Here is a 19,699-nt window from a genome sequence, read left to right on the forward strand (position 1 = left end):
GACGTCATCCGTGGACAGAAGAACGGCCGACCTTCTGTTTGCCGGAACAACCGGCGCGTGTGAGCATGATCACCATGACCAGCACCGCCGCTGCTCCACCCGCCTCCGCCACCCCTGGTGACGGACCTGCTCCGCACGCGGACGCCCTCGTCCTCGGTCGCCGGATCCGCGATGCCCGGTCTCGCGCAGGCCTCACGCTCGACGAGCTCGCGCAGGCGATCGACCGAGCACCGTCCCAGGCATCGGCGATCGAGAACGGGCATCGGGAGCCGAGCCTGTCGATGCTCCGCGTCATCGCCGCCGCCCTCGGCACCACCGTCGACGACCTGCTCCGTGACGAACCGCCGAGCGACCGGGCCGCGCTCGAGATCGCCGTCGAGCGTGCTCAGCGGGGCCCCGTCTTCTCCGCCCTCGGGATCGCGCCCATCCGGGTCTCGAAAGGGACCGCGGACGAGACGCTGCGCACCGTGCTGGCGCTGCACGACGAGGTCGCCCGCCTGCATCGGGAGCGCGCGGCGACACCCGAGGAGGCACGCCGGGCCAACGCGGTCCTCCGGGCGGACATGCGGGCGGCCGACAACCATTTCCCCGAGCTCGAGGCCGTCGCGAAAGGGCTGCTCGACGCCGTCGGCTACACCGGAGGGCCGGTCTCGCATCAGACGGTCGCGGAGATGGCGCAGCACCTCGGGTTCTCGCTCCACTACGTCGGCGACCTGCCGCACTCGACGCGCTCGGTCACCGACCGGCGCAACGGTCGGATCTACCTGCCGACCGAACCCTCGATGTCGCGTGACTCGCGATCACCCATCCTCCAGGCGTTCGCCAGTCACCTGTGCGGACACGAGGAGCCGGGAAACTACGCGGACTTTCTGCGGCAGCGCGTCGAGACCAACTACCTGACGGCGGCCATACTCCTGCCCGAGCGCGACGCCGTGCGCGTCCTCGGTGAGGCGAAACAGCTCCGGCGCATCTCGATGGAGGACCTGCGCGACGCGTTCGCGGTGTCGTACGAGACCGCCGCGCACCGCTTCACGAACCTCGCGACGAGGCACCTCGGACTCCCGGTGCACTTCATGAAGGTGCACGAGTCGGGGACGATCATCAAGGCGTACGAGAACGACGGGGTCACGTTCCCGTCCGACGTCCTCGGAGCGGTGGAAGGCTCGCTCGTCTGCCGCAACTGGACGGCCAGGACCGTCTTCGACGTCGAGGACCGTTTCAGTCCCTGGTATCAGTACACGGACATGGACACGGGCACCTTCTGGTGCACCTCGCGGATCGAGAAGGCCAAGGAGGGCGAGTACTCGGTCAGCGTCGGCGTCCCGTTCGCGCACGTGAAGTGGTTCCGCGGACGCGAGACGCCGCACCGGTCCACCTCGAGCTGCCCCGACGAGCGATGCTGTCGTCGGGCGTCACCGGCGCTCGCCGAACGGTGGGAGGGGAGAGCCTGGCCGGCGGCGCGGACGCCGACGAGTCTGCTGGCAGCGCTGCCGACCGGATCCTTCCCGGGGGTCGACTCCGTCGAGGTGTACGAGTTCCTCGAGTCGCACGCGCCACGGGCGGACTGAGGTGAGGCACCTCGTCGCCCGAGGTGGTGTCGAGCGACGAGGTGCCTCACCTGAGCGTGATCAGCTCGCGAGGCGCGGGTAGTCGGTGTAGCCCTCGGCGCCCGGGCCGTAGAAGGTGGCCGGGTTCGGCGTGTTCTCCTCGTGCTCGCCCGCCCAGCGCTCGACGAGGTCGGGGTTCGCGATGGCGAGACGCCCGACGGCGACGGCGTCGGCGTGCGCGTGCTCGACGAGGGCGATCGCCTCGTCGCGCGTCGTGACGGTGCCGAAGCCGCTGTTGACGACGAGCTTGCCGCCGAAGTGACCGCGCAGGTCCTGGACGAGCGCACCGGCCGGGTCCTCGTGGAGGATGCTGAGGTAGGCGAGGCCGAGCGGTGCCAGGGCGTCGAGCAGGGCCTCGTAGGTCGCGCGGACGTCGGCCTCGTCGGTCTCCGCCGTGTCGCCGGCACCGTTCATCGGGGAGATGCGGATGCCGACGCGCGCTGCACCGACCGCCTCGGCGACGGCGCTGACGACCTCGGCGACGTACGATGTGCGGGCCTCCGGGCTGCCTCCGGCGCGGTCGTCGCGCACGTTGGAGACGGGGGAGAGGAACTGGTGCAGCAGGTAGCCGTTCGCGGCGTGGAGCTCGACGCCGTCGAGCCCTGCCTCGATCGCGTTGCGGGCGGCCTGGACGAACTCCTCGCGGACCGTGTCGAGCTCCTCGGTGGTCAGCGCGTGCGGGACGGGGTAGGGCTGGGCGCCGGCCGGCGTCCGGACCTCGCCGGCGATGGCGATCGCGCTCGGCGCGACGATGCGGTCAGTGCCCGTGATGTCGGTGTGCGAGACGCGGCCACCGTTCATGAGCTGCATGACGATGAGCCCGCCTGCTCCGTGCACGGCCTCCGCGACGCCCCGCCAGCCCTCGACCTGCTCGGGGGTGACGATGCCGGGCTGGCCCGGGTAGGAGCGCGACTCGGCGCTCGGGTAGGTGCCCTCCGTGATGATGAGCCCGAGGCCCGCGCGCTGGCTGTAGTGCTCGGCGACGAGGTCGCCGGGGACGCCGTCGGCGCCGGACCGCATGCGGGTGAGCGGGGCCATGACGACGCGGTTGGCGAGTTCGAGATCGCCGAGTCGGACGGGGGCGAAGAGATCCATACGGGTGGTGCCTTTCGTGGGGGTGCGGCACGCGGACGACGCGGCCTCCGGACGCAACCCGCCGGCGACCGCCGATATTCCGATGATGCTTCTGGACCTTGTGCATCTGGAACACTTCTTGCTAGGCTCACCGTGTGGTCGTCGGGCTCTGTCCCCGCAGCTCGCGACGAGCACGACCCGGTGTCGACGAATCCGAGGGGGAGGCGTCGGCACCGGGATCCCTGCCAGGATACGAAGATGTCCGCCCCCAGATTCGGCCTCGTCTCCGATCTCCGTCGCCCGGAGTCCGGCGAACGCGCCGAGCGCGTCACCTTCGTCGAGTTGTTCTTCGACCTCGTCTTCGTCTTCGCGCTCACCCAGCTGAGCAAGCTCATCGCCGACGACCAGAGCGTCACCGCCGCGCTCGAGTCGATCGTCCTCATCCTGGCGCTCTGGTGGTCGTGGGTGTCCACGAGCTGGGTGACGAACTGGCTCGACCCGGAACGGCTCGCGGTGCGACTCGCGCTCATCGGCTTCGGCCTGTTGGCGTTCGTCGCGGCGGTGTCGGTGTCGGCGTCGTTCACCGATCGCGCGCTGGCGTTCGCCGTCGCCTACGTCGTGCTCCAGCTCGTCCGGACGCTGTTCATGGTCGTGGCGACCTGGCGGCACGACCGGGACGTGGCCCTGAGTTTCGCACGCGTCCTCGTCTGGACCGCGTTCGCCGCCGTCTTCTGGATCGCCGGCGCGCTGGTGCCGGCCGACTGGCAACTGGCGTTCTGGATCTGCGCCGTCGCCGTCGAGTACGGCGGCGGGGCCCTCGGATTCCGACTGCCGGGGGTGCGGCGCTCGGAGGTCGAGAGCTGGGAGCTCTCCGGTGCGCACCTCTCCGAGCGGGCGTCGCTCTTCATCATCATCGCGATCGGTGAGTCCCTGCTCGTCACCGGGTTCGCGTTCGTCGAGCTCGAGACGTCGGTCGACGCCGTCGTCGGGATGCTGAGCGCCTTCGTCTCCGCGGTCGCGCTGTGGTGGCTGTACTTCCACCGCACGGAGGCGGCGGGACGCCGAGCGGTCGAGGCCGCCGAGGAGGAGGCCGACCGCGCCGACGGTGACGAGGGTCGTTCCGGACGACGCGGGCCGGGACGCCTCGGACGCATCGCGCGCGATGGATACAGCTACGCCCACGTCGTGGTCGTCGCCGGGATCGTGCTCGTCTCGGTGGGGGACAAGGAGATCCTCGACCGACCCGCCGATGCCGTCGAACTCGCCGGGGGCGTCGTCATCCTCGGCGGCCCGGTCCTCTACCTGCTCGGGCTGTCGCTGTTCCGGTTCGTCGTCGACCGCGCCGTACCCCTCGCGCCGGTCATCGGCCTCGCGATGCTCGCGGGCTGCGCGGTCGCCGCGTTCCTCCTGCCGCAGCTCGGGGAACTCGTCCTCGGGTGTCTCTGCACCGGCGTGCTCGTCCTCGCCGCGATCGCCGACACGGTCCTCCCGGACCGGCGGGTCACTGCGGAGCGTCGCCAGGCTTGATCTGGGTGCCCTCGCGGTGCGGCCCCGTGTCGTAGCGGGCACCGCCCCGGTCACTCGGCTGCGCCGCGAGCCAGATGAAGAAGAACCACCCGAAGATCGGGACCAGGTTGATGAGCTGCCACCAGCCGCTGTGGTCCGTGTCGTGCATGCGGCGTGCGTTCAGCGACAGCCCCGGGATGATCGTCGCGAGACCCCAGATCCCGGACAGGATGCTCTGGACACCCCATGCGGGGCCTTGGGTGACCTGACCCTCCCAGAAACCGGCCGTCACCCCGGTCGCGACGTCGACACCGCGTCCGATCACCAGGAGTGCGGTGACGATGACGGCGTGGACGACCACCCACCACCAGAACTCGCTCCGGCTGGCCCGCCCGGTGAAGATCGGATACCGCTTCCAGAAGCGGAGGAACGCCTGGATCGGGCCGGCGCCCGGGAGCGGGCTGTCATCCGCAAACCGGGCCGGGATCCGGCGATCGTCCTCACGATTCGTCTCCTCCGCCTTCGCGGTCACTGCGTGTTCGTCTGCGCTGCTCATCGGTCCCCCTGGGTCGAGTCGTCGTGCATTCGTGCGTCCACCCTACCGACATCGCCAGCACATGTTGTATTTCAGAGCAACATATGGAATATTAGTTGTACAACACGTGCCGATTTCGGCCCCGACCCTGGAGAACCGCCATGACCACCGCCCTGTCCCCTCGATCCCGCCGCCTCGTCCGCTGGGCCGCACTGCCCGTCGCCGTCCTGGCGAGCGGCGTCATCGTCTCGACCGCCTCCTACGCCGCCTTCACCTCGTCGACCGACAACTCCGGCAACGCCTGGAGTGCCGGAGCGATCGCGCTGAGCGATGACGACTCCGGCGCCGCGATGTTCGCCGCGGACGACCTGCAGCCCGGCTCGACCGGCGTGAACTGCATCGCCGTCACCTCGGACGGTTCGCTGTCCTCCGACATCCGTCTGTACGCGGACAACGCGGCACAGACGCAGGACCTCGACCAGTACCTCCAGCTCGAGATCGTCCAGGGCGCCGGCGGCGGCTACGGGTCCTGCGAGGACTTCGTCCCCGCGACCTCGGACGCGTCCGTCTACAGCGGCACGCTCGCCGGCCTCGCGACCACTGCGGTCGACCACGCGTCCGGACTCGGCTCGTGGGCCTCCGTCGGTGGCGGCGAGGAGCGGGTTTTCAAGGTCTCGTACACCCTGTCCGCGGACGCCCCGAACACCGTCCAGGGCGGCTCCGCAGGTGTCGACCTCGTGTGGGAGGGTCGCACCTCCTAGTCGATGCCGGTGCTCCCGTCTCGCTGACGGGAGCACCCTGGCCCGCACGTCCCCGTCCGCCTCGTCCCTCCGGGAGCTCTCATGGAACCGTCATCCGCACGCCGGCACATCGTGTCGTCCGGCATCGTGGTCGTCGCCCTCGGTGCGCGCGTCCTCGCGTTGCTCGCGCTGTGCCTCCTGGCGTGGGCGGCCGTGCCGAAGCTCGTCGGGTGGATTCCGACCACCGTGGCATCAGGTTCCATGGAGCCGCGCGTCCTGACGGGCGACGTCGTCGTCTCGATGCCGATCGACGGCTCCGACGCCGCGGCAGGACAGGTGGTCCTCGTCGACGATCCGGGCGAGGACGACGCGCTGCTCCTGCACCGCGTCGTCGAGCGGGAGGCGGAGGGGCTCCGCCTCAAGGGTGACGCGAACCGGCAACCGGATCGACAGCTCGTCCAGGACGAAGCCGTTCGCGGCGTCGGCGTCCTCCGAGTCCCGTACATCGGCCTTCCCGTCGTCTGGGCGAACGAGGGTGCCTGGGTTCCCCTGGCGCTCTCCGCGGCGCTCGCGGCGGCGACCCTCGGGGCGATCGCAGCCACGCGGCGGTACCTCGTCGAGGATCGCGACGCCACCGCGCCGATCGGTCGAGTGCGTCGGGTCGCCCCGATCGGCGGCGCCGCCCTGGCGGGGGTCCTGGCCATCGTGTCGGTGCTGCCGACCGCTGGGGCGAGCTGGCAGGGCTTCGCCGGTGCTGCCGACAACCGCCTCGGCGCGGGTTCCTTCTCGTGCCTCGGGCAGCCGTTGGGCTCGCCCGAGTTCCGACTGGATTTCAGCGAGGCCGACGGAATCGCGGTCGTCAACTCCGGCAGCGGCAGCGGCATCGCCCAGTTGTCCGGCACGGCGGAGCGCATCGGCGGCAGCTGCGGTGACAGTCCGTTCGTCCGGCTCGACGGCCAGGCCGGCCAGGTCGTCACCATGCCGCAGCTGCCGCAGCAGACGACCTTCACACTCGAGACCTGGTTCCGGACCACGGAGCCGCAGGGGAAGCTCATCGGATTCGGGAACGCGCAGACCGTCGCATCCACCTCCCACGACCGTCACCTCTATGTCGATCGGAACGGCCGTCTCGTCTTCGGAACGTGGAGCGGTTCGCCGCAGACGATCGTGACGCCGGACGCGGTCACGGACGGACGGTGGCACCACGTCATGGCGACCATGTCGACCACGGAAGGGATGCGTCTCTACCTCGACGGCGCACTGGTCGGAACGAACTCGAATACGGTCCTGCAGAGCTACCGGGGGTATTGGCGCATCGGCCACGACACGATCGCGTCCACCTGGCCTGGCGCGCCGTCCTCCGCCTGGTTCGCCGGAGATCTCGACGGCGTCGGGGTCCACTCGCGGGTGCTGTCGGCCGAGGAAGCTGCCGAGCACGCAGCGGTCGGGCGCCCGTGAGGCGTGCGGCCGCGCGCATGCCGACGCCGGTTTTACAGCCGGGCGACCGTGCCGTACACTGGATGGAGGTAGTTGAAATCTGCCATGATTTTCTGCGCCTGTTTTCACCCGTGTGGTGAGGCAACGCACAGGAGGTCAGGGTAGCTTCGACCCCTCCGGTGCGTCAGCACTGAAGGGCGGTGGCTCAATTGGTAGAGCAGCGGTCTCCAAAACCGCAGGTTGCAGGTTCAAGTCCTGTCCGCCCTGCGAGTCGGTGCGTATGCACCGGCACACGAAAGGTGTAACGAGTGGCCCCGAAGAGTACCGACACGCCCGGCGAGGACGTCGTCGTCAAGGCGAAGGCGGACCGTGCCGAACGGCGCGGCTTCTTCTCGGGCATCGTCCTGTTCCTGAAGCAGGTCTTCGCGGAACTCAAGAAGGTCGTCACGCCGACGCGGAAGGAACTCCTCAGCTACACGGCTGTGGTGCTCATCTTCGTCTGCATCATGATGGCGCTCGTCTACGGCATCGACTTCGTCTTCGCCTGGGTCGTCACGCTGGTGTTCGGTACCGCGAGCTAGTTCCGCTCAGGTTCCGGTGCTCCGGCCCGGTACCCGGGTTCCACAATCACAGACGGCGACGCAGTCGTCACGCGCCAGGATCCGGCGCCGCGGTCGGGGATCACCCTCGATCCGCACAACAGAAACGGAATGGAAATCAGTGTCTGAGCGAAACTCGAACGACGTCGACTGGGCAACCGCTGCCGAGCAGTCCTCGGAGGACGACGAGGCCCAGGAGGGCAACGTGCTCTCGGCCGACGAGCACTCCGTCGACCCCGCTGAGCACAACGCCGTCCACGTCGAGGAGACCGGCGACACCGAGGTCGACCTCGACGCCATGCTCGACGCGATGGCCGAGGCCGTCGACCCCGAGGCCGACGCCGTCGTCGACGACGCCCTCGAGCTCGACGAGGCCGCCGAGGTCGAAGCCGCAGCAGAGGCCATCGCCGAAGAAGAGGCCGACCCCACCGACGCCGAGCCCGCCGAGGAGTCCGAGGAGGACCCCTACGACGCGTTCCGCAAGGAACTCCGCTTCCTGCCGGGCAAGTGGTACGTCATCCACTCCTACGCCGGTTTCGAGCGCAAGGTGAAGGCCAACATCGAGCAGCGCAAGTCGACGCTCGAGGTCGCGGACTACATCTACCAGGTCGAGGTCCCCATGGAAGACGTGGTCGAGATCAAGAACGGCCAGCGCAAGATGGTCACCCGCGTCCGCATCCCCGGCTACGTGCTCGTCCGCATGGACCTCAACGAGGACAGCTGGTCGGTCGTCCGCCACACGCCTGGCGTGACCGGCTTCGTCGGCAACGCGCACAACCCCACGCCGCTCCGCTTCGAGGAGTCCTTCAACATGTTGAAGTCGCTCGTCGAGGTCAAGGAGACCGCGCCCGTCAAGGGCTCCGGCACCAAGGGCAGCGCCACGCAGCAGCGTGTCATCCCCGCCGAGGTCGACTTCGAGATCGGCGAGACCATCACGATCAAGGAAGGCTCGTTCGCGGGTCTCCCCGGCTCCATCAGCGAGATCAAGCCCGAGAGCGGCAAGCTCACGGTGCTCGTCTCCCTCTTCGAGCGCGAGACGCCGGTCGAGCTCAGCTTCGACCAGGTCACCAAGCTCTAAGCCACACGGCTCCACAGTCCACCGCCGCCCGACGGGCGCGCGGGAGAGCGCACATCATCCGATGGCGCTCGAACCCCAGAAGAAGGAAGAAACATGGCACCGAAGAAGAAGGTCACGGGTCTCATCAAGCTGCAGATCCAGGCCGGCGCCGCAAACCCTGCTCCCCCCATCGGCCCCGCCCTTGGTCAGCACGGCGTCAACATCATGGAGTTCTGCAAGGCGTACAACGCGGCCACCGAGTCGCAGCGCGGCAACGTCATCCCCGTCGAGATCACCGTCTACGAGGACCGTTCGTTCACCTTCATCCTGAAGACCCCGCCCGCAGCGGAGCTCATCAAGAAGGCCGCCGGCGTCGCCAAGGGCTCCGGTACCCCGCACACCGTCAAGGTCGCGAAGCTCACCAAGGAGCAGGTCCGTCAGATCGCCGAGCAGAAGGCTCCCGACCTGAACTCGAACGACATCGACGCAGCCGCGAAGATCATCGCCGGCACCGCCCGCTCCATGGGCATCACGGTCGAGGGCTAGTCCTCCCGACCCGCACGGGGTGAGCCGTCCAGGCCACACCCTCGCACCTTTCTTTTTCACTCGTGGCAGCGCCGGCCAGGCGCAGATGACCACATTTCTCATAGGAGAACGCACATGGCACAGAAGTCGAAGGCCTACCGGGCCGCAGCCGAGAAGATCGAGGCTGACAAGTACTACACCCCGAACGAGGCCGTCGCCCTCGCCAAGGAGACCGGTTCCGCCAAGTTCAACAGCACCGTCGAGGTCGCCCTCAAGCTCGGTGTCGACCCGCGCAAGGCTGACCAGATGGTCCGCGGCACGGTCATCCTCCCGCACGGCACGGGCAAGACCGCCCGCGTCATCGTCTTCGCGACGGGCCCGGCAGCAGAAGCCGCGATCGCGGCCGGTGCTGACGAGGTCGGCGGCGACGAGCTCATCGCGAAGGTCGCCGAGGGCTACACCTCGTTCGACTCCGCGGTCTCCACCCCGGAGCTCATGGGCAAGGTCGGTCGTCTCGGTAAGGTCCTCGGTCCCCGTGGCCTCATGCCGAACCCCAAGACCGGCACCGTGACGCCGGACGTGGCCAAGGCCGTGTCCGACATCAAGGGCGGCAAGATCGAGTTCCGCGTCGACAAGCACTCCAACGTGCACTTCGTCGTCGGCAAGGCCTCGTTCGACGCTTCGCAGCTCGAGGAGAACATCAACGCCGCGCTCGAGGAGATCCTCCGCCTCAAGCCGTCCTCCTCGAAGGGTCGTTACATCCAGAAGGGCGCCGTGTCGACCACGTTCGGCCCCGGCATCCCGCTGGACGTCAACTCCATCTAGTCTCACCGGCACGAAGGCCCGGTCGCGTCACGCGACCGGGCCTTCGTCGTCCGACGGGGTGGCGTCGTACGATGCAGGGATGGTCTCCACCCGCACCGCAACGGCCGATGACGCCGCCACCCTCGCCACGCTCGCCGCAGCGACCTTCGCCCTCGCCTGCCCGCCCGGCACCGCGCAGGAGCACATCGACGCGTTCATCGCCGAGCACTTCACCTTCGACCGGTTCACCGGCTACCTGGCCGATCCCGGACGCGCGCTCCGGCTCCTCGTCGACGACGATGACGGCACGGCCATCGGCTACACGATGCTCGTCTTCGGCGATCCGGTGGACGCCGACGTGCTCGCTGCGGTCACGCACCGCCCGACGGCGGAACTCAGCAAGCTGTACGTGCTCCCCGCGAGCCACGGTGCCGGCTGAGCGCGCACGCTCATGGAGGCGACCCTCGACGACGCCCGGTCCCGAGGGGTGACGTCGGTGTGGCTCGGGGTGAACCAGCAGAACGCCAGGGCGATCCGGTTCTACGACAAGAGCGGGTTCACGGTCGTGGGGACGAAGACGTTCCTCGTCGGACCCGAACGGCACGACGACTTCGTCATGGAGCAGGTCTTCGGGGGCGCACTTCGACAGGCTCAGTGACCGGGGTGGGGCGGGGTCCTGTCGCTGGTCCCTGAGCGCCCCCAACCGGTCCCTGAGCTGGTCGAAGGGCGGCAACCTAGCCGTCGGCGACCTTGAGGACGATCTTGCCGCGTGAGTGTCCGCCCTCGAGGAGCACGTGGGCCTGCCGGACGGCGTCCAGGTCGAACACCTGGTCGACGAACACCCGGACGTCCCCGGACTCCAGCAGCCTGCTGATGGTGTCGAGCGTGGCACCGTCGGGTGCCACGGTGAACCGCGTCGCGCGGACGCCCGCGGCCCGGGCCTCCTCCTCGAGTGTCGGCCAGGAGCCGGTCGGCGCGTTGATGATGAGCCCGCCGGGGCGGAGGACCCGCAGGGAACGCGACCCCGTGTCCTCCACGGTGTTGCCCACGAGGTCGATCACGACGTCGACCTGGTCGACGACGTCCTCGAACCGGTGCAACTCGTGGTCGACCGCCTGATGAGCGCCGAGTTCGCGCAGCCAACCGACGTTCCGACCGGAGCCGGTGGCGATCACCCGCGCGCCGAAGTAGGTGGCGAACTGCACGGCGAAGTGCCCGACACCGCCGCTCCCGGCGTGGACGAGGATGCGTTGCCCCTCGTGCGCCTTCGCGACGTCGACGACCATGCCCCACGCGGTCAGTGCGGCGAGGGGGACCCCGGCTGCCTCGACGTGCGACAGGGTCGTCGGCTTCCGCGTCAGGCTCAGGGAGGACACCGTGACGTACTCGGCGTAGCTGCCGCCCGTCCGCGGGAAACTCGTCATGCCGTAGACCTCGTCGCCGGGCAGGAGGCCGGCCGCAGCGAAGGGCGATTCGACCACGATGCCGCTGAAGTCGTACCCGAGGACGGCCGGCATCGTCGTGATGGCGGAGGAGACGCCCCGGCCCGCGCGGGTCTTGGCGTCGACCGGGTTCACGCCGGCCGCGACGACCTTCACGAGGAACTCCGCCATGACCGGACGCGGTGTCGGTACGGTCTCCATCCGGAGGACCTCAGGGCTGCCGACGGCGTCGATCACCGCGGCTCGCATGGTCTCCGGTGCCGGCTTCACCGCGTCCGCGGTTGTCGCCAGAGACCAGGAGTGTCCGACTCCTTGACGCATCGAGTACTCCTTCGTCGTTCATCCCCCGAAAGCTCCACCCGGCGGAGGTCGGCTCGGCGACGAGTCTCGCTCCGGTGCGTGGTCCGGCTCTGTTCTCATCAAAGCCGTCGAATGAGTCGGCGCTGTTACGGGGGTGTCAATTGGCTGGAAACGATTCCCTCTCTTCGGGGGACAAGGCGGCCCGGCTGTCGCCCGATCGTCGGGAGCGTGCTTCCGATACAGTGGCGCAATGCGCGCACTGTTCGGAGTCATCAGGATCATCGCGGGTGGGGTGATCATCGCCGCCATCGTCGGCCAGTTCGTCTACACCCTGTCCTTCGGTGATGCGCCCGACGACTTCTTCGTCAACTTCTTCAGCTACTTCACGATCCTGTCGAACGCGCTGAGTGCGATCGTCCTGTTGGTCGGCGCCGGGTACTGCTTCCGGCTGCGACGCGATCCCGCCTGGTACAACCTGGTCCTCGGCTGCGTCGTGACCTACATGGCGACCACCGGCGTCGTCTACAATCTGCTGCTCCGCGGCATCGCCCTCGACCAGGGGCACACCCTCGGCTGGTCGAACGAGGTGCTGCACCTCATCGCACCGATCTACCTGGTGCTCGTCTGGATCGTGACGCCCGGCAAGTCCCGCCTGGAATGGCGTCAGGTGTGGGCGATCATCGCGTTCCCGCTCGTCTGGACCGTCTACACGATGATCCGCGGATCGATCGTCGGCTGGTACCCGTACCCGTTCCTCAACCCGGCTCAGCCCGGCGGCTGGGGAGCCGTCGTCGTCTACATGATCGCCATCGCCGGGTTCATCGGCCTGATGGGCTGCGCCGTCATCGCGTTGAGCCGGACGAGGCTCATCCGCGGATGACGGGAGCCACATCGGACCAGCGGGTCCTTCGCTCCTCGGCGGTCCGCCGTCGCCGGTCCGTCGCCCTCGCGTTCGCGATCATCGGTGGCGTGCTCGTCGTGGTCGCCACGGTCATGATCTGGGCCGCGCGTCTCAGTCTCGGGAAGAACAGCTACGTGAGCGGCCTCGGCGCCACCGGCGAGGTGACGGCTCCGGTCTTCAACGCGGCGCTGCTCATGGTCGCGATCGGTGGTCTCAGCATCGCCGGAGCGCTGCAGCGAGTCCTGCCGTCCCGCGAGCCCGGTCAGCGCCGAACGAGGGTCGGACTGCTGCTCGTCCCCTGGCTGCTCCTCGGACTGTCGAGCCTGTGCTTCCTCGTGGCGTCCCGGGTGACCTGTACCTACGAGTGCCCGATCCCGTCGAACCCGCTGTTCACGCTCCAGGACGCGGTGCACATCTCCTTCGCGGTGCTGGGCTTCGCGCTCGCCTGCCTGGCGATGATCGGGTCGGCCCTCGGATCGCGGTTGCGCGCCGTCCGGCGGCTGTCCTGGTTCGCGGGGTCAGCCGTCGCGGTGATCGCGGGGCTCGGCGGCCTCCTCTCGCTCGCCGAGGTGGGGCAGCAGGTCGGGAGCTGGTTGGAGTTCGCGGCGATGACGATCGCCCTGTTCTGGCTCGTCGGATACGGCCTGGCGGAGGTGCTCGCCGTCGGGAGGGCGGACGACGTCGGACGTCCTGGTTCCGCCGTGGAGGACGCGCGTCAGGTCGATGCGGCGTCGAGCGCCCGAGGCTGAGTCATCGCGTCGATCGCGGGTGCGGACAGGGCGTCGCGCAGCACCATGATCGCCGCTCCCAAGACCCCGGCCTCCTCGCCGGCCGTCGAGGTGACGATGCCGAGGTGCCCGGTGGCGAGCGGCATCGATCGACGGTAGACCACTTCGCGGACGCCGGTGAGGAGATGTTCGCCGGCACGCGTCATCGTCCCACCGAGCACGATCACCGAGGGGTTCAGGAGGTTCACCACGACACTGAGCACCTCACCGATCTCCCGGCCGGCCTGCCGGGTGGTCTCGATGGCCGTCCGGTCGCCCGCGCGGATGAGCGCTGCGACGTCGCGACTGCTCATGGCGTCGATCCCGTGGGCGCGGAGCTCGGTGGCGATCGCCGGCCCGCTCGCGATGGCCTCGAGGTCGCGGTCGTCGTCGGCTGCGCGCGGGGAGTCCCGTCCGACGGGGACCTGCACATGCCCGATGTCGCCGGCCGCACCGAGTGCGCCGCGCTGCAGTTCGCCACCCGCGATGATGCCGGCACCGATCCCCGTGGACACCTTCACGTAGACGAGGTCGTCGGTGTCCGGCCAGGAGATCGCGTGCTCCCCGAGGGCGAGGACGTTGACGTCGTTGTCGACGAGGACCGGGACGTCGAGGGTCCGGCGGATGTAGGCGGGGACGTCGAAGCGGTCCCAGCCCGGCATGATCGGCGGGTTGGTCGGCCGTCCGGTGGAGTGCTCGACCGGTCCCGGCAGGCCGATCCCGATCCCGATGACCGGGGGAGCGACCGGCTGGGGTGTGGCCCACGTCTGCGGAGCAGCCAGCAGGGCCGACGCCGCTTCGACCACCCAGTCGAGGACGGGCTCGGGTCCTGCGGCGATCTGCAGCTCCGCGCGGCTCGTCGCGAGGATCGCTCCGGCCAGGTCGGTGACGGCCACCGTCCCGTGCGTCGCCCCCAGGTCGACGGCGACGACGACGCGCGCGAGCGGGTTGAACGCGATCCGTGCGGGCGGGCGACCACCCGAGGAGGCTGCCTCTCCAGCGGGACGGAGCAGGTCAGCGGCCACGAGGGCGTCGATCCGGAGGGAGACGGTGGAGCGGGCCAGGCCGGTCAGGGCGCACAACTCCGACTTCGTGCGCGCCTCACCGCCGCGGAAGAGTTGGAAGAGGTCGCCGGCGCCCGGTGCTCCGGGGGAGGGGCGTAGCGGCTCGGTCATGGCCACAGTCAACCACCTCGGTCGACTTCTGTCGACTTGTCGTCAGAAGTCGAGGCTCACCAGGGGTTCCCGGAGCGGCCGAGCGACGGGCGCGGGCTCCGGGAGGACCGGGCGCCGGGCGGCCGGATTGGTGCGGTGGTACAGCTCGTCGATGAGCGTGTTCGCGAGGCCGACCAGCTTCGCGATCTCGGTGTCGTCGCGCTCGACCCACCGACAGAGCGGTTCGTCGTCGACGGGGACGAAGTCCTTGTGCTCCTCCCAGACCACGAGCGTCCGCTCCGCGCCGATCACGTACTGCTGCCACCACACCTGACGCAGGTAGTTGCGGGGGATCGAGCGCCAGGACTTCGTCGTGGTCTTGATCTCCGCGAGCACGACGGCCCCGCGCTCGGTCACGGCGATGCCGTCGGGGGTGGCGAGGTGGCGGTGTTCGACCTCGGCCCGGAAGAGCGCCGAGGAGGGGTTGATCCCGTGCGTCGCGGCGACCCACCGGGCGATCTCCGGCTCGCGGGCGCGGCCGTGGTCGGTGAAGGCGTTGCCGGAGAAGCCCGTCCCGCCGAGCTTCGCGTCGGCCGCCCGCTGGATCGAGGCCGGGGTCGAGAGGGTGGCGACGTCGGTCGCGGTGATCCCGCGCGAACGAGCCCGCAGCCATGAGATGCGGTCGCTGGAGTCAGCGACGATCCGGGAGAGCAGAGCTGAGTTCACCTCTCCATTGTCCCCCACGCTTCCGACTCCTGCGGTATTCGTCGCCGGGGGAGTGGCGACCGGTGGGAGACTTTTGTTTGACCACCGACAGAAGTGTGGTTAGCCTGGATCTCGCAGCAGCGGCTGCCTGACACCATCATCATTGAGGAGCATCGTGTCGACTTCCCAACTCTCTGTCCAGCTCTACTCGGTACGGGAGCCGCTCACCGCGGATCGTGCCGCAGCGCTGCAGCGCCTGACCGAGATCGGCTTCCGTCAGGCCGAGCCGTTCGGCTTCGGTCCCGGCGTCAGCCTGCAGGACATCCACGATGCCGGCCTCGCCACCCCGAGCGCGCACGGCAAGGTCATCGCCGAGGGCATCGATCTGTCGGCGGCCTTCGGCGCCGCTGCTGAGCAGGGCGTACAGGTCCTCATCGACCCCGCCATCGCCGAAGAGCGCTTCGCCACGGCAGAGACGGTCGCGTCGATCGCCGACGAGCTGAACGCCGCGGCGGCGGTCGCCGCCGGTCACGGGGTCCAGGTGGGATACCACAACCACTGGTGGGAGCTCGAGGGCGACGTCGCGGGCACCAGCCCGCTCGAGCACCTCGCCGCACTCACCGACCCGGCCGTCGTGTTCGAGGTCGACACCTACTGGGTCGAGGTCGGTGGACGCCGCGCGGTCGACGTCCTCGGCGCGATCGGTGATCGCGTGCGCTTCATCCACGTCAAGGACGGCGACGCCTCCCGCGACACGCTGAAGCAGCTGCCCGCGGGTGCCGGGGCCGTCCCGGTGCTCGACATCCTCGCCGCGGCACCGCAGGCCCTGCGCGTCGTCGAGTTCGACGCGTTCGACGGCGACATCTTCCAGGGGCTCGAGCAGAGCTTCACCTACCTCACCACGAACGGAGTCCAGGCATGAGCAACAGCACCGGAACGGTCGGTGTCGGCCTCATCGGCGCCGGCGTCATCAGCGACCAGTACCTCGGCAACCTGGTGACCTTCCCCGACCTCGACGTCCGGTTCGTCGCGGACCTCGACCTCGAGCGGGCGAAGACGCAGGCCGAGAAGTACGGGGTGCCCGGCCACGGCTCGGTCGCCGAACTCCTGGCCGACCCCGAGATCGAGATCGTCGTCAACCTGACCATCCCGAAGGTCCACGTCGAGGTCGCCATGCAGATCCTCGACGCAGGCAAGCACGTGTGGAGCGAGAAGCCCTTCGCGCTCGACCGTGAGAGCGGGCAGGCCCTGCTGGCCGCCGCGAAGGAGAAGGGGCTCCGCGTCGCCACGGCACCGGACACCTTCCTCGGCGCCGGCATCCAGTCCGCCCGCCGACTCGTCGAGGCCGGTGGCATCGGCCAGCCCCTCACCGCGCTGACCCTCATGCAGAGCCCCGGCCCGGAGTCGTGGCACCCGAACCCCGACTTCCTGTTCCAGGACGGCGCCGGTCCGCTCTTCGACATCGGCCCGTACTACATCACGGCGCTCGTGCAGCTGTTCGGGCCGATCGCCCGCGTCACCGCTCTCGCCTCACAGGCCTTCCCGCAGCGGACGATCGGATCCGGCCCGCGCGCGGGTGAGTCGTTCGACGTGACGGTGCCGACGCACGTGAGCGCCCTCTTCGAGTTCGAGAGCGGCCAGCTCGCGCAGAGCGTCTTCAGCTTCGACTCCAAGCTCGGTCGCACGCAGTTCGAGGTCGCCGGCTCGACCGGCACGCTCGTCGTCCCCGACCCGAACACCTTCGAGGGTGACCTGCTCGTCTACGGCGGTGGCGAGGAACCCGAGTCGATCCCGTCGACCGGTCCGACGCAGGGCCGCGGAACCGGTGTGGTCGAGCTCGCGCAGGCGATCCGCGCCGGTCGTCCCGAGCGTGCCTCCGGTGAGCTCGCCTACCACGTGCTCGACGTCATGGTCTCGACGGCCGAGTCGGGCCTGAGCCGCACCTCGGTCGACGTCGTCAGCACCGTGGAGCTCGCTCCCGCGCTCCCCGAGTCGTGGACGCCGGCGGACGGCACCTTCGGAGCATGACCGTGGCCGGTCCCGGTATCGCGGTGGTGGGCGGTGGCTTCATGGCCACCGTCCACAGCCGGGCGGCCCGCGCGGCGGGTGCCCGGCTGGTCGGTGTCGTCGCCTCGACGCCCGAACGCTCGCGGGAGGTCGCCGTGAACCTCGGGTTCGAGCGCGGGTACGGCTCGCTCGACGAGCTGCTGGCCGACCCGTCGGTCGACGTGGTGCACGTGTGCACGCCGAACGCGCTCCACGCCGAGCAGGCACTCGCGGCCATCGCGGCCGGCAAGCACGTGGTCTGTGAGAAACCCCTCGCGACCGACGCCGCGACCGCCGAGCGTCTCGTCACCGCCGCAGCCGAGGCCGGTGTCGTCGGCACGGTGCCGTTCGTCTACCGCTTCCACCCGCTCGTCCGGGAGGCCCGCGCGCGTGTCGCCGCGGGCGACCTCGGGACCCTGCTCACGATCAGCGGGTCGTACCTCCAGGACTGGTTGCTCGCGCAGGCCGACGACAACTGGCGGGTCGACGCGGCGGCCGGGGGCCGTTCGCGCGCCTTCGCCGACATCGGTTCCCACCTCGTCGACCTCCTGGAGTTCATCACCGGCGCGCACATCACCGAGCTGAGTTCGACGGTCCGCACCTTCTTCGCCGAACGCGCGAACACCCCGGAGGTCACGACCGAGGACGCGGCCGCGGTCGTCATCCGGCTCGAGGGCGGCGCCATCGGCACGCTGCTCGTCTCGCAGGTCGCGCCCGGTCGGAAGAACCGACTGCACCTCGAGGTCGCCGGGACGGAACTCAGCATCGGTTTCGACCAGGAAGCGCCGGAGACGCTCTGGCTCGGCCGTCGGTCGGGGACGCAGGTGCTGCCTCGCGACGCCGACCAGTTGCACCCGGACGCCGCACGCCTGTCCATCGTCCCCTCGGGGCACCCGATGGGTTACCAGGACGCCTTCAACGCCTTCGTGGCCGACAGTTACGCGGCGATGGCCGGACAGTCGCCGGACGGTCTGCCCGTCTTCGCGGACGGACTCCGAACCGCGCGCATCACCGAGGCCGTCCTGGACGCGGCCGACACCGGTCGCTGGGAAGCGATCGCCACCTCCACCGACGACGAGCAGAGGATCACCGCATGACCGACACCACCGACAAGCAGTACGCGAGCCGCCTCCCGGTGACCCTGTTCACCGGACAGTGGGCGGATCTCCCCTTCGAGGAGGTCGCCCGCCTCGCCGCCTCCTGGGGCTATGACGGCCTCGAGATCGCGGCCTCGGGCGACCACCTCGACCTCAAGCGCGCGGATGAGGACGACGCCTACCTGCAGTCCCGCCTCGACATCCTCGACCGGCACGGCCTCGAGGTCTTCGCGATCTCGAACCACCTCACCGGCCAGGCCGTGTGCGACGACCCGATCGACTTCCGCCATCAGGCGATCGTCCGCGACTACACCTGGGGCGACGGCGACGCGGAGGGGGTGCGTCAGCGCGCGGCCGAGGACATGAAGCGCTCCGCGCGGGTCGCCCGCAAGCTGGGCGTCGACACGGTCGTCGGCTTCACCGGGTCGAAGATCTGGCAGTACTCCGCGATGTTCCCGCCGGTACCGGCCTCCGTCATCGACGCCGGGTACGAGGACTTCGCCACCCGCTGGAACCCGATCCTCGACGTCTTCGACGCCGAAGGGGTCCGCTTCGCCCACGAGGTGCACCCGTCCGAGATCGCCTACGACTACTGGACGAGTGTCCGCACCCTCGAGGCGATCGACCACCGCCCGGCGTTCGGTTTCAACTGGGACCCGTCGCACATGATGTGGCAGGGCGTCGACCCGGTGGGGTTCATCGTCGAGTTCGCGAACCGGATCTACCACGTCGACTGTAAGGACACCCGGATCCGGCCGGCCACCGGTCATGCCGGCATCGTCGGCTCGCACCTGCCATGGGGCGACCCGCGACGCGGCTGGGACTTCGTGTCGACCGGTCACGGCGACGTGCCGTGGGAGGACGCCTTCCGTGCCCTCTCGAGCATCGGCTACGCCGGGCCGATCTCCATCGAGTGGGAGGACGCCGGCATGGACCGCCTGCACGGAGCCGAGGAGGCCGTCGGGTACATCCGGAACCTGCTCTGGAAGTTGCCCGAGCAGTCCTTCGACGCGGCGTTCAGCACCCAGTAGCCCCGGTCCCTGAACCGCTTCTCCGGTCCCTGAGCCTGTCGAAGGGCTACAACGCCTTCGCCGCCGCCACGAGCACCTGGTTGAGCGTGGGTGCCCCGGTCGCGCGGAACACCTCGGTGCCGTCGTCGGCCGTGATGATGACCGTCGGGGTGGAACGGATGCCGTCGGCCTCCGCCTCCGCCGGACGGAAGGCGACGTCGCGCTCCTCGACGACGGCTCCGGCCACGAGTGCCGGGACCTCGGCCAGGACTGCGCGAGCCTGCATGCAGGGGGCGCAGAACGCTGAGGTGTACAGGGTGAGCTTCACATCTCGTCCAACGCGAGCCGACGGTCCGCCATTCCGCCGCGACCGCCGGTTCCTGGGTGAGTTGT

The 19,699-nt window shown here is 69.5% G+C and carries 22 protein-coding genes and 1 tRNA gene; 17 read left to right on the top strand and 6 right to left on the bottom strand.

The genetic code is table 11. The annotated features are described in order from the left end of the window. The first annotated feature begins 74 nt into the window (after positions 1 to 74). Positions 75 to 1,568, top strand: coding sequence for a helix-turn-helix transcriptional regulator (locus BIU99_RS01160; RefSeq protein ID WP_071259287.1), 1,494 nt, complete (start codon positions 75 to 77; stop codon positions 1,566 to 1,568). Between the two features lie 60 nt (positions 1,569 to 1,628). Here BIU99_RS01160 and BIU99_RS01165 read toward each other — a convergent pair whose 3' ends face one another. Beyond that, complete coding sequence (locus BIU99_RS01165) at positions 1,629 to 2,702, bottom strand: alkene reductase (RefSeq protein ID WP_071258744.1); 1,074 nt, start codon at positions 2,700 to 2,702, stop codon at positions 1,629 to 1,631. 237 nt (positions 2,703 to 2,939) lie between these two features. Here BIU99_RS01165 and BIU99_RS01170 point away from each other — a divergent pair, with 237 nt between their 5' ends. After that, entirely contained in the window at positions 2,940 to 4,208 is a 1,269-nt protein-coding gene (locus BIU99_RS01170) for a low temperature requirement protein A (RefSeq protein ID WP_064294555.1), read from the top strand. Here the strand turns inward: BIU99_RS01170 and BIU99_RS01175 are convergent. Continuing rightward, positions 4,183 to 4,743 carry a DUF805 domain-containing protein gene (locus BIU99_RS01175; protein ID WP_083397114.1) on the bottom strand — a complete coding sequence of 187 codons (561 nt, stop codon included), beginning with the start codon at positions 4,741 to 4,743 and terminating at the stop codon, positions 4,183 to 4,185. The genes BIU99_RS01170 and BIU99_RS01175 overlap by 26 nt on opposite strands. Positions 4,744 to 4,883: 140 nt before the next feature. On the opposite strand from BIU99_RS01175, the gene BIU99_RS01180 reads away from it, so the two are divergent. The 9 genes from BIU99_RS01180 to BIU99_RS20390 all read left to right on the top strand — a co-directional run bounded on the left by BIU99_RS01180 (position 4,884) and on the right by BIU99_RS20390 (position 10,542). After that, a complete protein-coding gene (locus BIU99_RS01180) occupies positions 4,884 to 5,483 on the top strand; it encodes a hypothetical protein (RefSeq protein ID WP_071258747.1) in 600 nt (199 codons plus the stop codon). A gap of 81 nt (positions 5,484 to 5,564) precedes the next feature. Next, on the top strand, positions 5,565 to 6,920 hold the full coding sequence (locus BIU99_RS01185) for a signal peptidase I (protein ID WP_071258749.1): 1,356 nt from the start codon (positions 5,565 to 5,567) through the stop codon (positions 6,918 to 6,920). A gap of 173 nt (positions 6,921 to 7,093) precedes the next feature. After that, positions 7,094 to 7,166: transfer RNA gene (locus BIU99_RS01190), tRNA-Trp, on the top strand. 41 nt (positions 7,167 to 7,207) lie between these two features. Further along, the gene (gene secE / locus BIU99_RS01195; protein ID WP_056014068.1) at positions 7,208 to 7,480 is read left to right on the top strand and encodes a preprotein translocase subunit SecE; all 273 of its coding nucleotides are present in this window, start codon (positions 7,208 to 7,210) and stop codon (positions 7,478 to 7,480) included. 139 nt (positions 7,481 to 7,619) lie between these two features. Next, complete coding sequence (nusG, locus tag BIU99_RS01200; RefSeq protein WP_071258750.1) at positions 7,620 to 8,576, top strand: transcription termination/antitermination protein NusG; 957 nt, start codon at positions 7,620 to 7,622, stop codon at positions 8,574 to 8,576. A 93-nt stretch (positions 8,577 to 8,669) separates the two neighbouring features. After that, positions 8,670 to 9,101: a 50S ribosomal protein L11 gene (gene rplK, locus BIU99_RS01205; RefSeq protein ID WP_056014074.1), complete on the top strand. Its 432-nt coding sequence runs from the start codon at positions 8,670 to 8,672 to the stop codon at positions 9,099 to 9,101. Positions 9,102 to 9,215: 114 nt separating this feature from the next. Beyond that, the gene (gene rplA, locus BIU99_RS01210; RefSeq protein ID WP_064294552.1) at positions 9,216 to 9,905 is read left to right on the top strand and encodes a 50S ribosomal protein L1; all 690 of its coding nucleotides are present in this window, start codon (positions 9,216 to 9,218) and stop codon (positions 9,903 to 9,905) included. 79 nt (positions 9,906 to 9,984) lie between these two features. Further along, positions 9,985 to 10,323, top strand: a complete 339-nt coding sequence (locus BIU99_RS20385; RefSeq protein WP_371263731.1) for a hypothetical protein — start codon at positions 9,985 to 9,987, stop codon at positions 10,321 to 10,323. A 12-nt stretch (positions 10,324 to 10,335) separates the two neighbouring features. Then, positions 10,336 to 10,542 carry a GNAT family N-acetyltransferase gene (locus tag BIU99_RS20390; protein ID WP_371263732.1) on the top strand — a complete coding sequence of 69 codons (207 nt, stop codon included), beginning with the start codon at positions 10,336 to 10,338 and terminating at the stop codon, positions 10,540 to 10,542. 76 nt (positions 10,543 to 10,618) lie between these two features. On the opposite strand, the gene BIU99_RS01220 is transcribed toward BIU99_RS20390, so the two are convergent. After that, entirely contained in the window at positions 10,619 to 11,575 is a 957-nt protein-coding gene (locus BIU99_RS01220) for an NADP-dependent oxidoreductase (RefSeq protein WP_139205323.1), read from the bottom strand. Between the two features lie 301 nt (positions 11,576 to 11,876). Here BIU99_RS01220 and BIU99_RS19840 point away from each other — a divergent pair, with 301 nt between their 5' ends. Together BIU99_RS19840 and BIU99_RS01230 are read left to right on the top strand one after the other, a co-directional pair. Further along, positions 11,877 to 12,506 (top strand): Pr6Pr family membrane protein, encoded by a 630-nt coding sequence (locus BIU99_RS19840; RefSeq protein WP_064294549.1) that lies wholly within the window; start codon positions 11,877 to 11,879, stop codon positions 12,504 to 12,506. Continuing rightward, positions 12,503 to 13,276 (top strand): DUF998 domain-containing protein, encoded by a 774-nt coding sequence (locus BIU99_RS01230; RefSeq protein ID WP_071258751.1) that lies wholly within the window; start codon positions 12,503 to 12,505, stop codon positions 13,274 to 13,276. The genes BIU99_RS19840 and BIU99_RS01230 overlap by 4 nt, the downstream gene beginning before the upstream one ends. Here BIU99_RS01230 and BIU99_RS01235 read toward each other — a convergent pair. Both BIU99_RS01235 and BIU99_RS01240 read right to left on the bottom strand, forming a co-directional pair. Continuing rightward, positions 13,243 to 14,469: an ROK family transcriptional regulator gene (locus tag BIU99_RS01235; protein WP_071258753.1), complete on the bottom strand. Its 1,227-nt coding sequence runs from the start codon at positions 14,467 to 14,469 to the stop codon at positions 13,243 to 13,245. The genes BIU99_RS01230 and BIU99_RS01235 overlap by 34 nt on opposite strands. Positions 14,470 to 14,511: 42 nt before the next feature. Further along, positions 14,512 to 15,174 carry a YqaJ viral recombinase family protein gene (locus tag BIU99_RS01240; protein WP_071258755.1) on the bottom strand — a complete coding sequence of 221 codons (663 nt, stop codon included), beginning with the start codon at positions 15,172 to 15,174 and terminating at the stop codon, positions 14,512 to 14,514. 154 nt (positions 15,175 to 15,328) lie between these two features. Here BIU99_RS01240 and BIU99_RS01245 point away from each other — a divergent pair, with 154 nt between their 5' ends. From BIU99_RS01245 to BIU99_RS01260, 4 genes are read left to right on the top strand one after another with little or no spacing between them, the layout of a single operon-like run. Beyond that, the gene (locus BIU99_RS01245) at positions 15,329 to 16,075 is read left to right on the top strand and encodes a sugar phosphate isomerase/epimerase (RefSeq protein WP_071258757.1); all 747 of its coding nucleotides are present in this window, start codon (positions 15,329 to 15,331) and stop codon (positions 16,073 to 16,075) included. After that, a complete protein-coding gene (locus BIU99_RS01250) occupies positions 16,072 to 17,181 on the top strand; it encodes a Gfo/Idh/MocA family protein (protein ID WP_071258759.1) in 1,110 nt (369 codons plus the stop codon). The genes BIU99_RS01245 and BIU99_RS01250 overlap by 4 nt, the downstream gene beginning before the upstream one ends. Next, on the top strand, positions 17,178 to 18,296 hold the full coding sequence (locus BIU99_RS01255) for a Gfo/Idh/MocA family protein (protein WP_071259291.1): 1,119 nt from the start codon (positions 17,178 to 17,180) through the stop codon (positions 18,294 to 18,296). The genes BIU99_RS01250 and BIU99_RS01255 overlap by 4 nt, the downstream gene beginning before the upstream one ends. Next, a complete protein-coding gene (locus tag BIU99_RS01260; RefSeq protein WP_064294543.1) occupies positions 18,293 to 19,327 on the top strand; it encodes a sugar phosphate isomerase/epimerase in 1,035 nt (344 codons plus the stop codon). The genes BIU99_RS01255 and BIU99_RS01260 overlap by 4 nt, the downstream gene beginning before the upstream one ends. Before the next feature lie 46 nt (positions 19,328 to 19,373). On the opposite strand, the gene BIU99_RS01265 is transcribed toward BIU99_RS01260, so the two are convergent. Continuing rightward, the gene (locus tag BIU99_RS01265) at positions 19,374 to 19,592 is read right to left on the bottom strand and encodes a thioredoxin (protein ID WP_254773543.1); all 219 of its coding nucleotides are present in this window, start codon (positions 19,590 to 19,592) and stop codon (positions 19,374 to 19,376) included. Between the last annotated feature and the right edge of the window lie 107 nt (positions 19,593 to 19,699).

It is taken from the genome of Plantibacter sp. MMLR14_011, assembly GCF_001865025.1.
In the GTDB taxonomy this organism is placed as follows: Bacteria; Actinomycetota; Actinomycetes; order Actinomycetales; family Microbacteriaceae; genus Plantibacter; species Plantibacter flavus_A.

Excerpts from the sequence above, each read along its gene's own strand:
- BIU99_RS01160 (WP_071259287.1), top strand. The coding sequence starts at position 75 with ATGACCAGCACCGCCGCTGCTCCACCCGCCTCCGCCACCCCTGGTGAC.
- BIU99_RS01165 (WP_071258744.1), bottom strand. The coding sequence starts at position 2,702 with ATGGATCTCTTCGCCCCCGTCCGACTCGGCGATCTCGAACTCGCCAAC.
- BIU99_RS01170 (WP_064294555.1), top strand. The coding sequence starts at position 2,940 with ATGTCCGCCCCCAGATTCGGCCTCGTCTCCGATCTCCGTCGCCCGGAG.
- BIU99_RS01175 (WP_083397114.1), bottom strand. The coding sequence starts at position 4,743 with ATGAGCAGCGCAGACGAACACGCAGTGACCGCGAAGGCGGAGGAGACG.
- BIU99_RS01180 (WP_071258747.1), top strand. The coding sequence starts at position 4,884 with ATGACCACCGCCCTGTCCCCTCGATCCCGCCGCCTCGTCCGCTGGGCC.
- BIU99_RS01185 (WP_071258749.1), top strand. The coding sequence starts at position 5,565 with ATGGAACCGTCATCCGCACGCCGGCACATCGTGTCGTCCGGCATCGTG.
- rplK (WP_056014074.1), top strand. The coding sequence starts at position 8,670 with ATGGCACCGAAGAAGAAGGTCACGGGTCTCATCAAGCTGCAGATCCAG.
- rplA (WP_064294552.1), top strand. The coding sequence starts at position 9,216 with ATGGCACAGAAGTCGAAGGCCTACCGGGCCGCAGCCGAGAAGATCGAG.
- BIU99_RS20385 (WP_371263731.1), top strand. The coding sequence starts at position 9,985 with ATGGTCTCCACCCGCACCGCAACGGCCGATGACGCCGCCACCCTCGCC.
- BIU99_RS20390 (WP_371263732.1), top strand. The coding sequence starts at position 10,336 with ATGGAGGCGACCCTCGACGACGCCCGGTCCCGAGGGGTGACGTCGGTG.
- BIU99_RS01220 (WP_139205323.1), bottom strand. The coding sequence starts at position 11,575 with ATGCGAGCCGCGGTGATCGACGCCGTCGGCAGCCCTGAGGTCCTCCGG.
- BIU99_RS19840 (WP_064294549.1), top strand. The coding sequence starts at position 11,877 with ATGCGCGCACTGTTCGGAGTCATCAGGATCATCGCGGGTGGGGTGATC.
- BIU99_RS01230 (WP_071258751.1), top strand. The coding sequence starts at position 12,503 with ATGACGGGAGCCACATCGGACCAGCGGGTCCTTCGCTCCTCGGCGGTC.
- BIU99_RS01235 (WP_071258753.1), bottom strand. The coding sequence starts at position 14,469 with ATGACCGAGCCGCTACGCCCCTCCCCCGGAGCACCGGGCGCCGGCGAC.
- BIU99_RS01250 (WP_071258759.1), top strand. The coding sequence starts at position 16,072 with ATGAGCAACAGCACCGGAACGGTCGGTGTCGGCCTCATCGGCGCCGGC.
- BIU99_RS01255 (WP_071259291.1), top strand. The coding sequence starts at position 17,178 with ATGACCGTGGCCGGTCCCGGTATCGCGGTGGTGGGCGGTGGCTTCATG.
- BIU99_RS01260 (WP_064294543.1), top strand. The coding sequence starts at position 18,293 with ATGACCGACACCACCGACAAGCAGTACGCGAGCCGCCTCCCGGTGACC.
- BIU99_RS01265 (WP_254773543.1), bottom strand. The coding sequence starts at position 19,592 with ATGCAGGCTCGCGCAGTCCTGGCCGAGGTCCCGGCACTCGTGGCCGGA.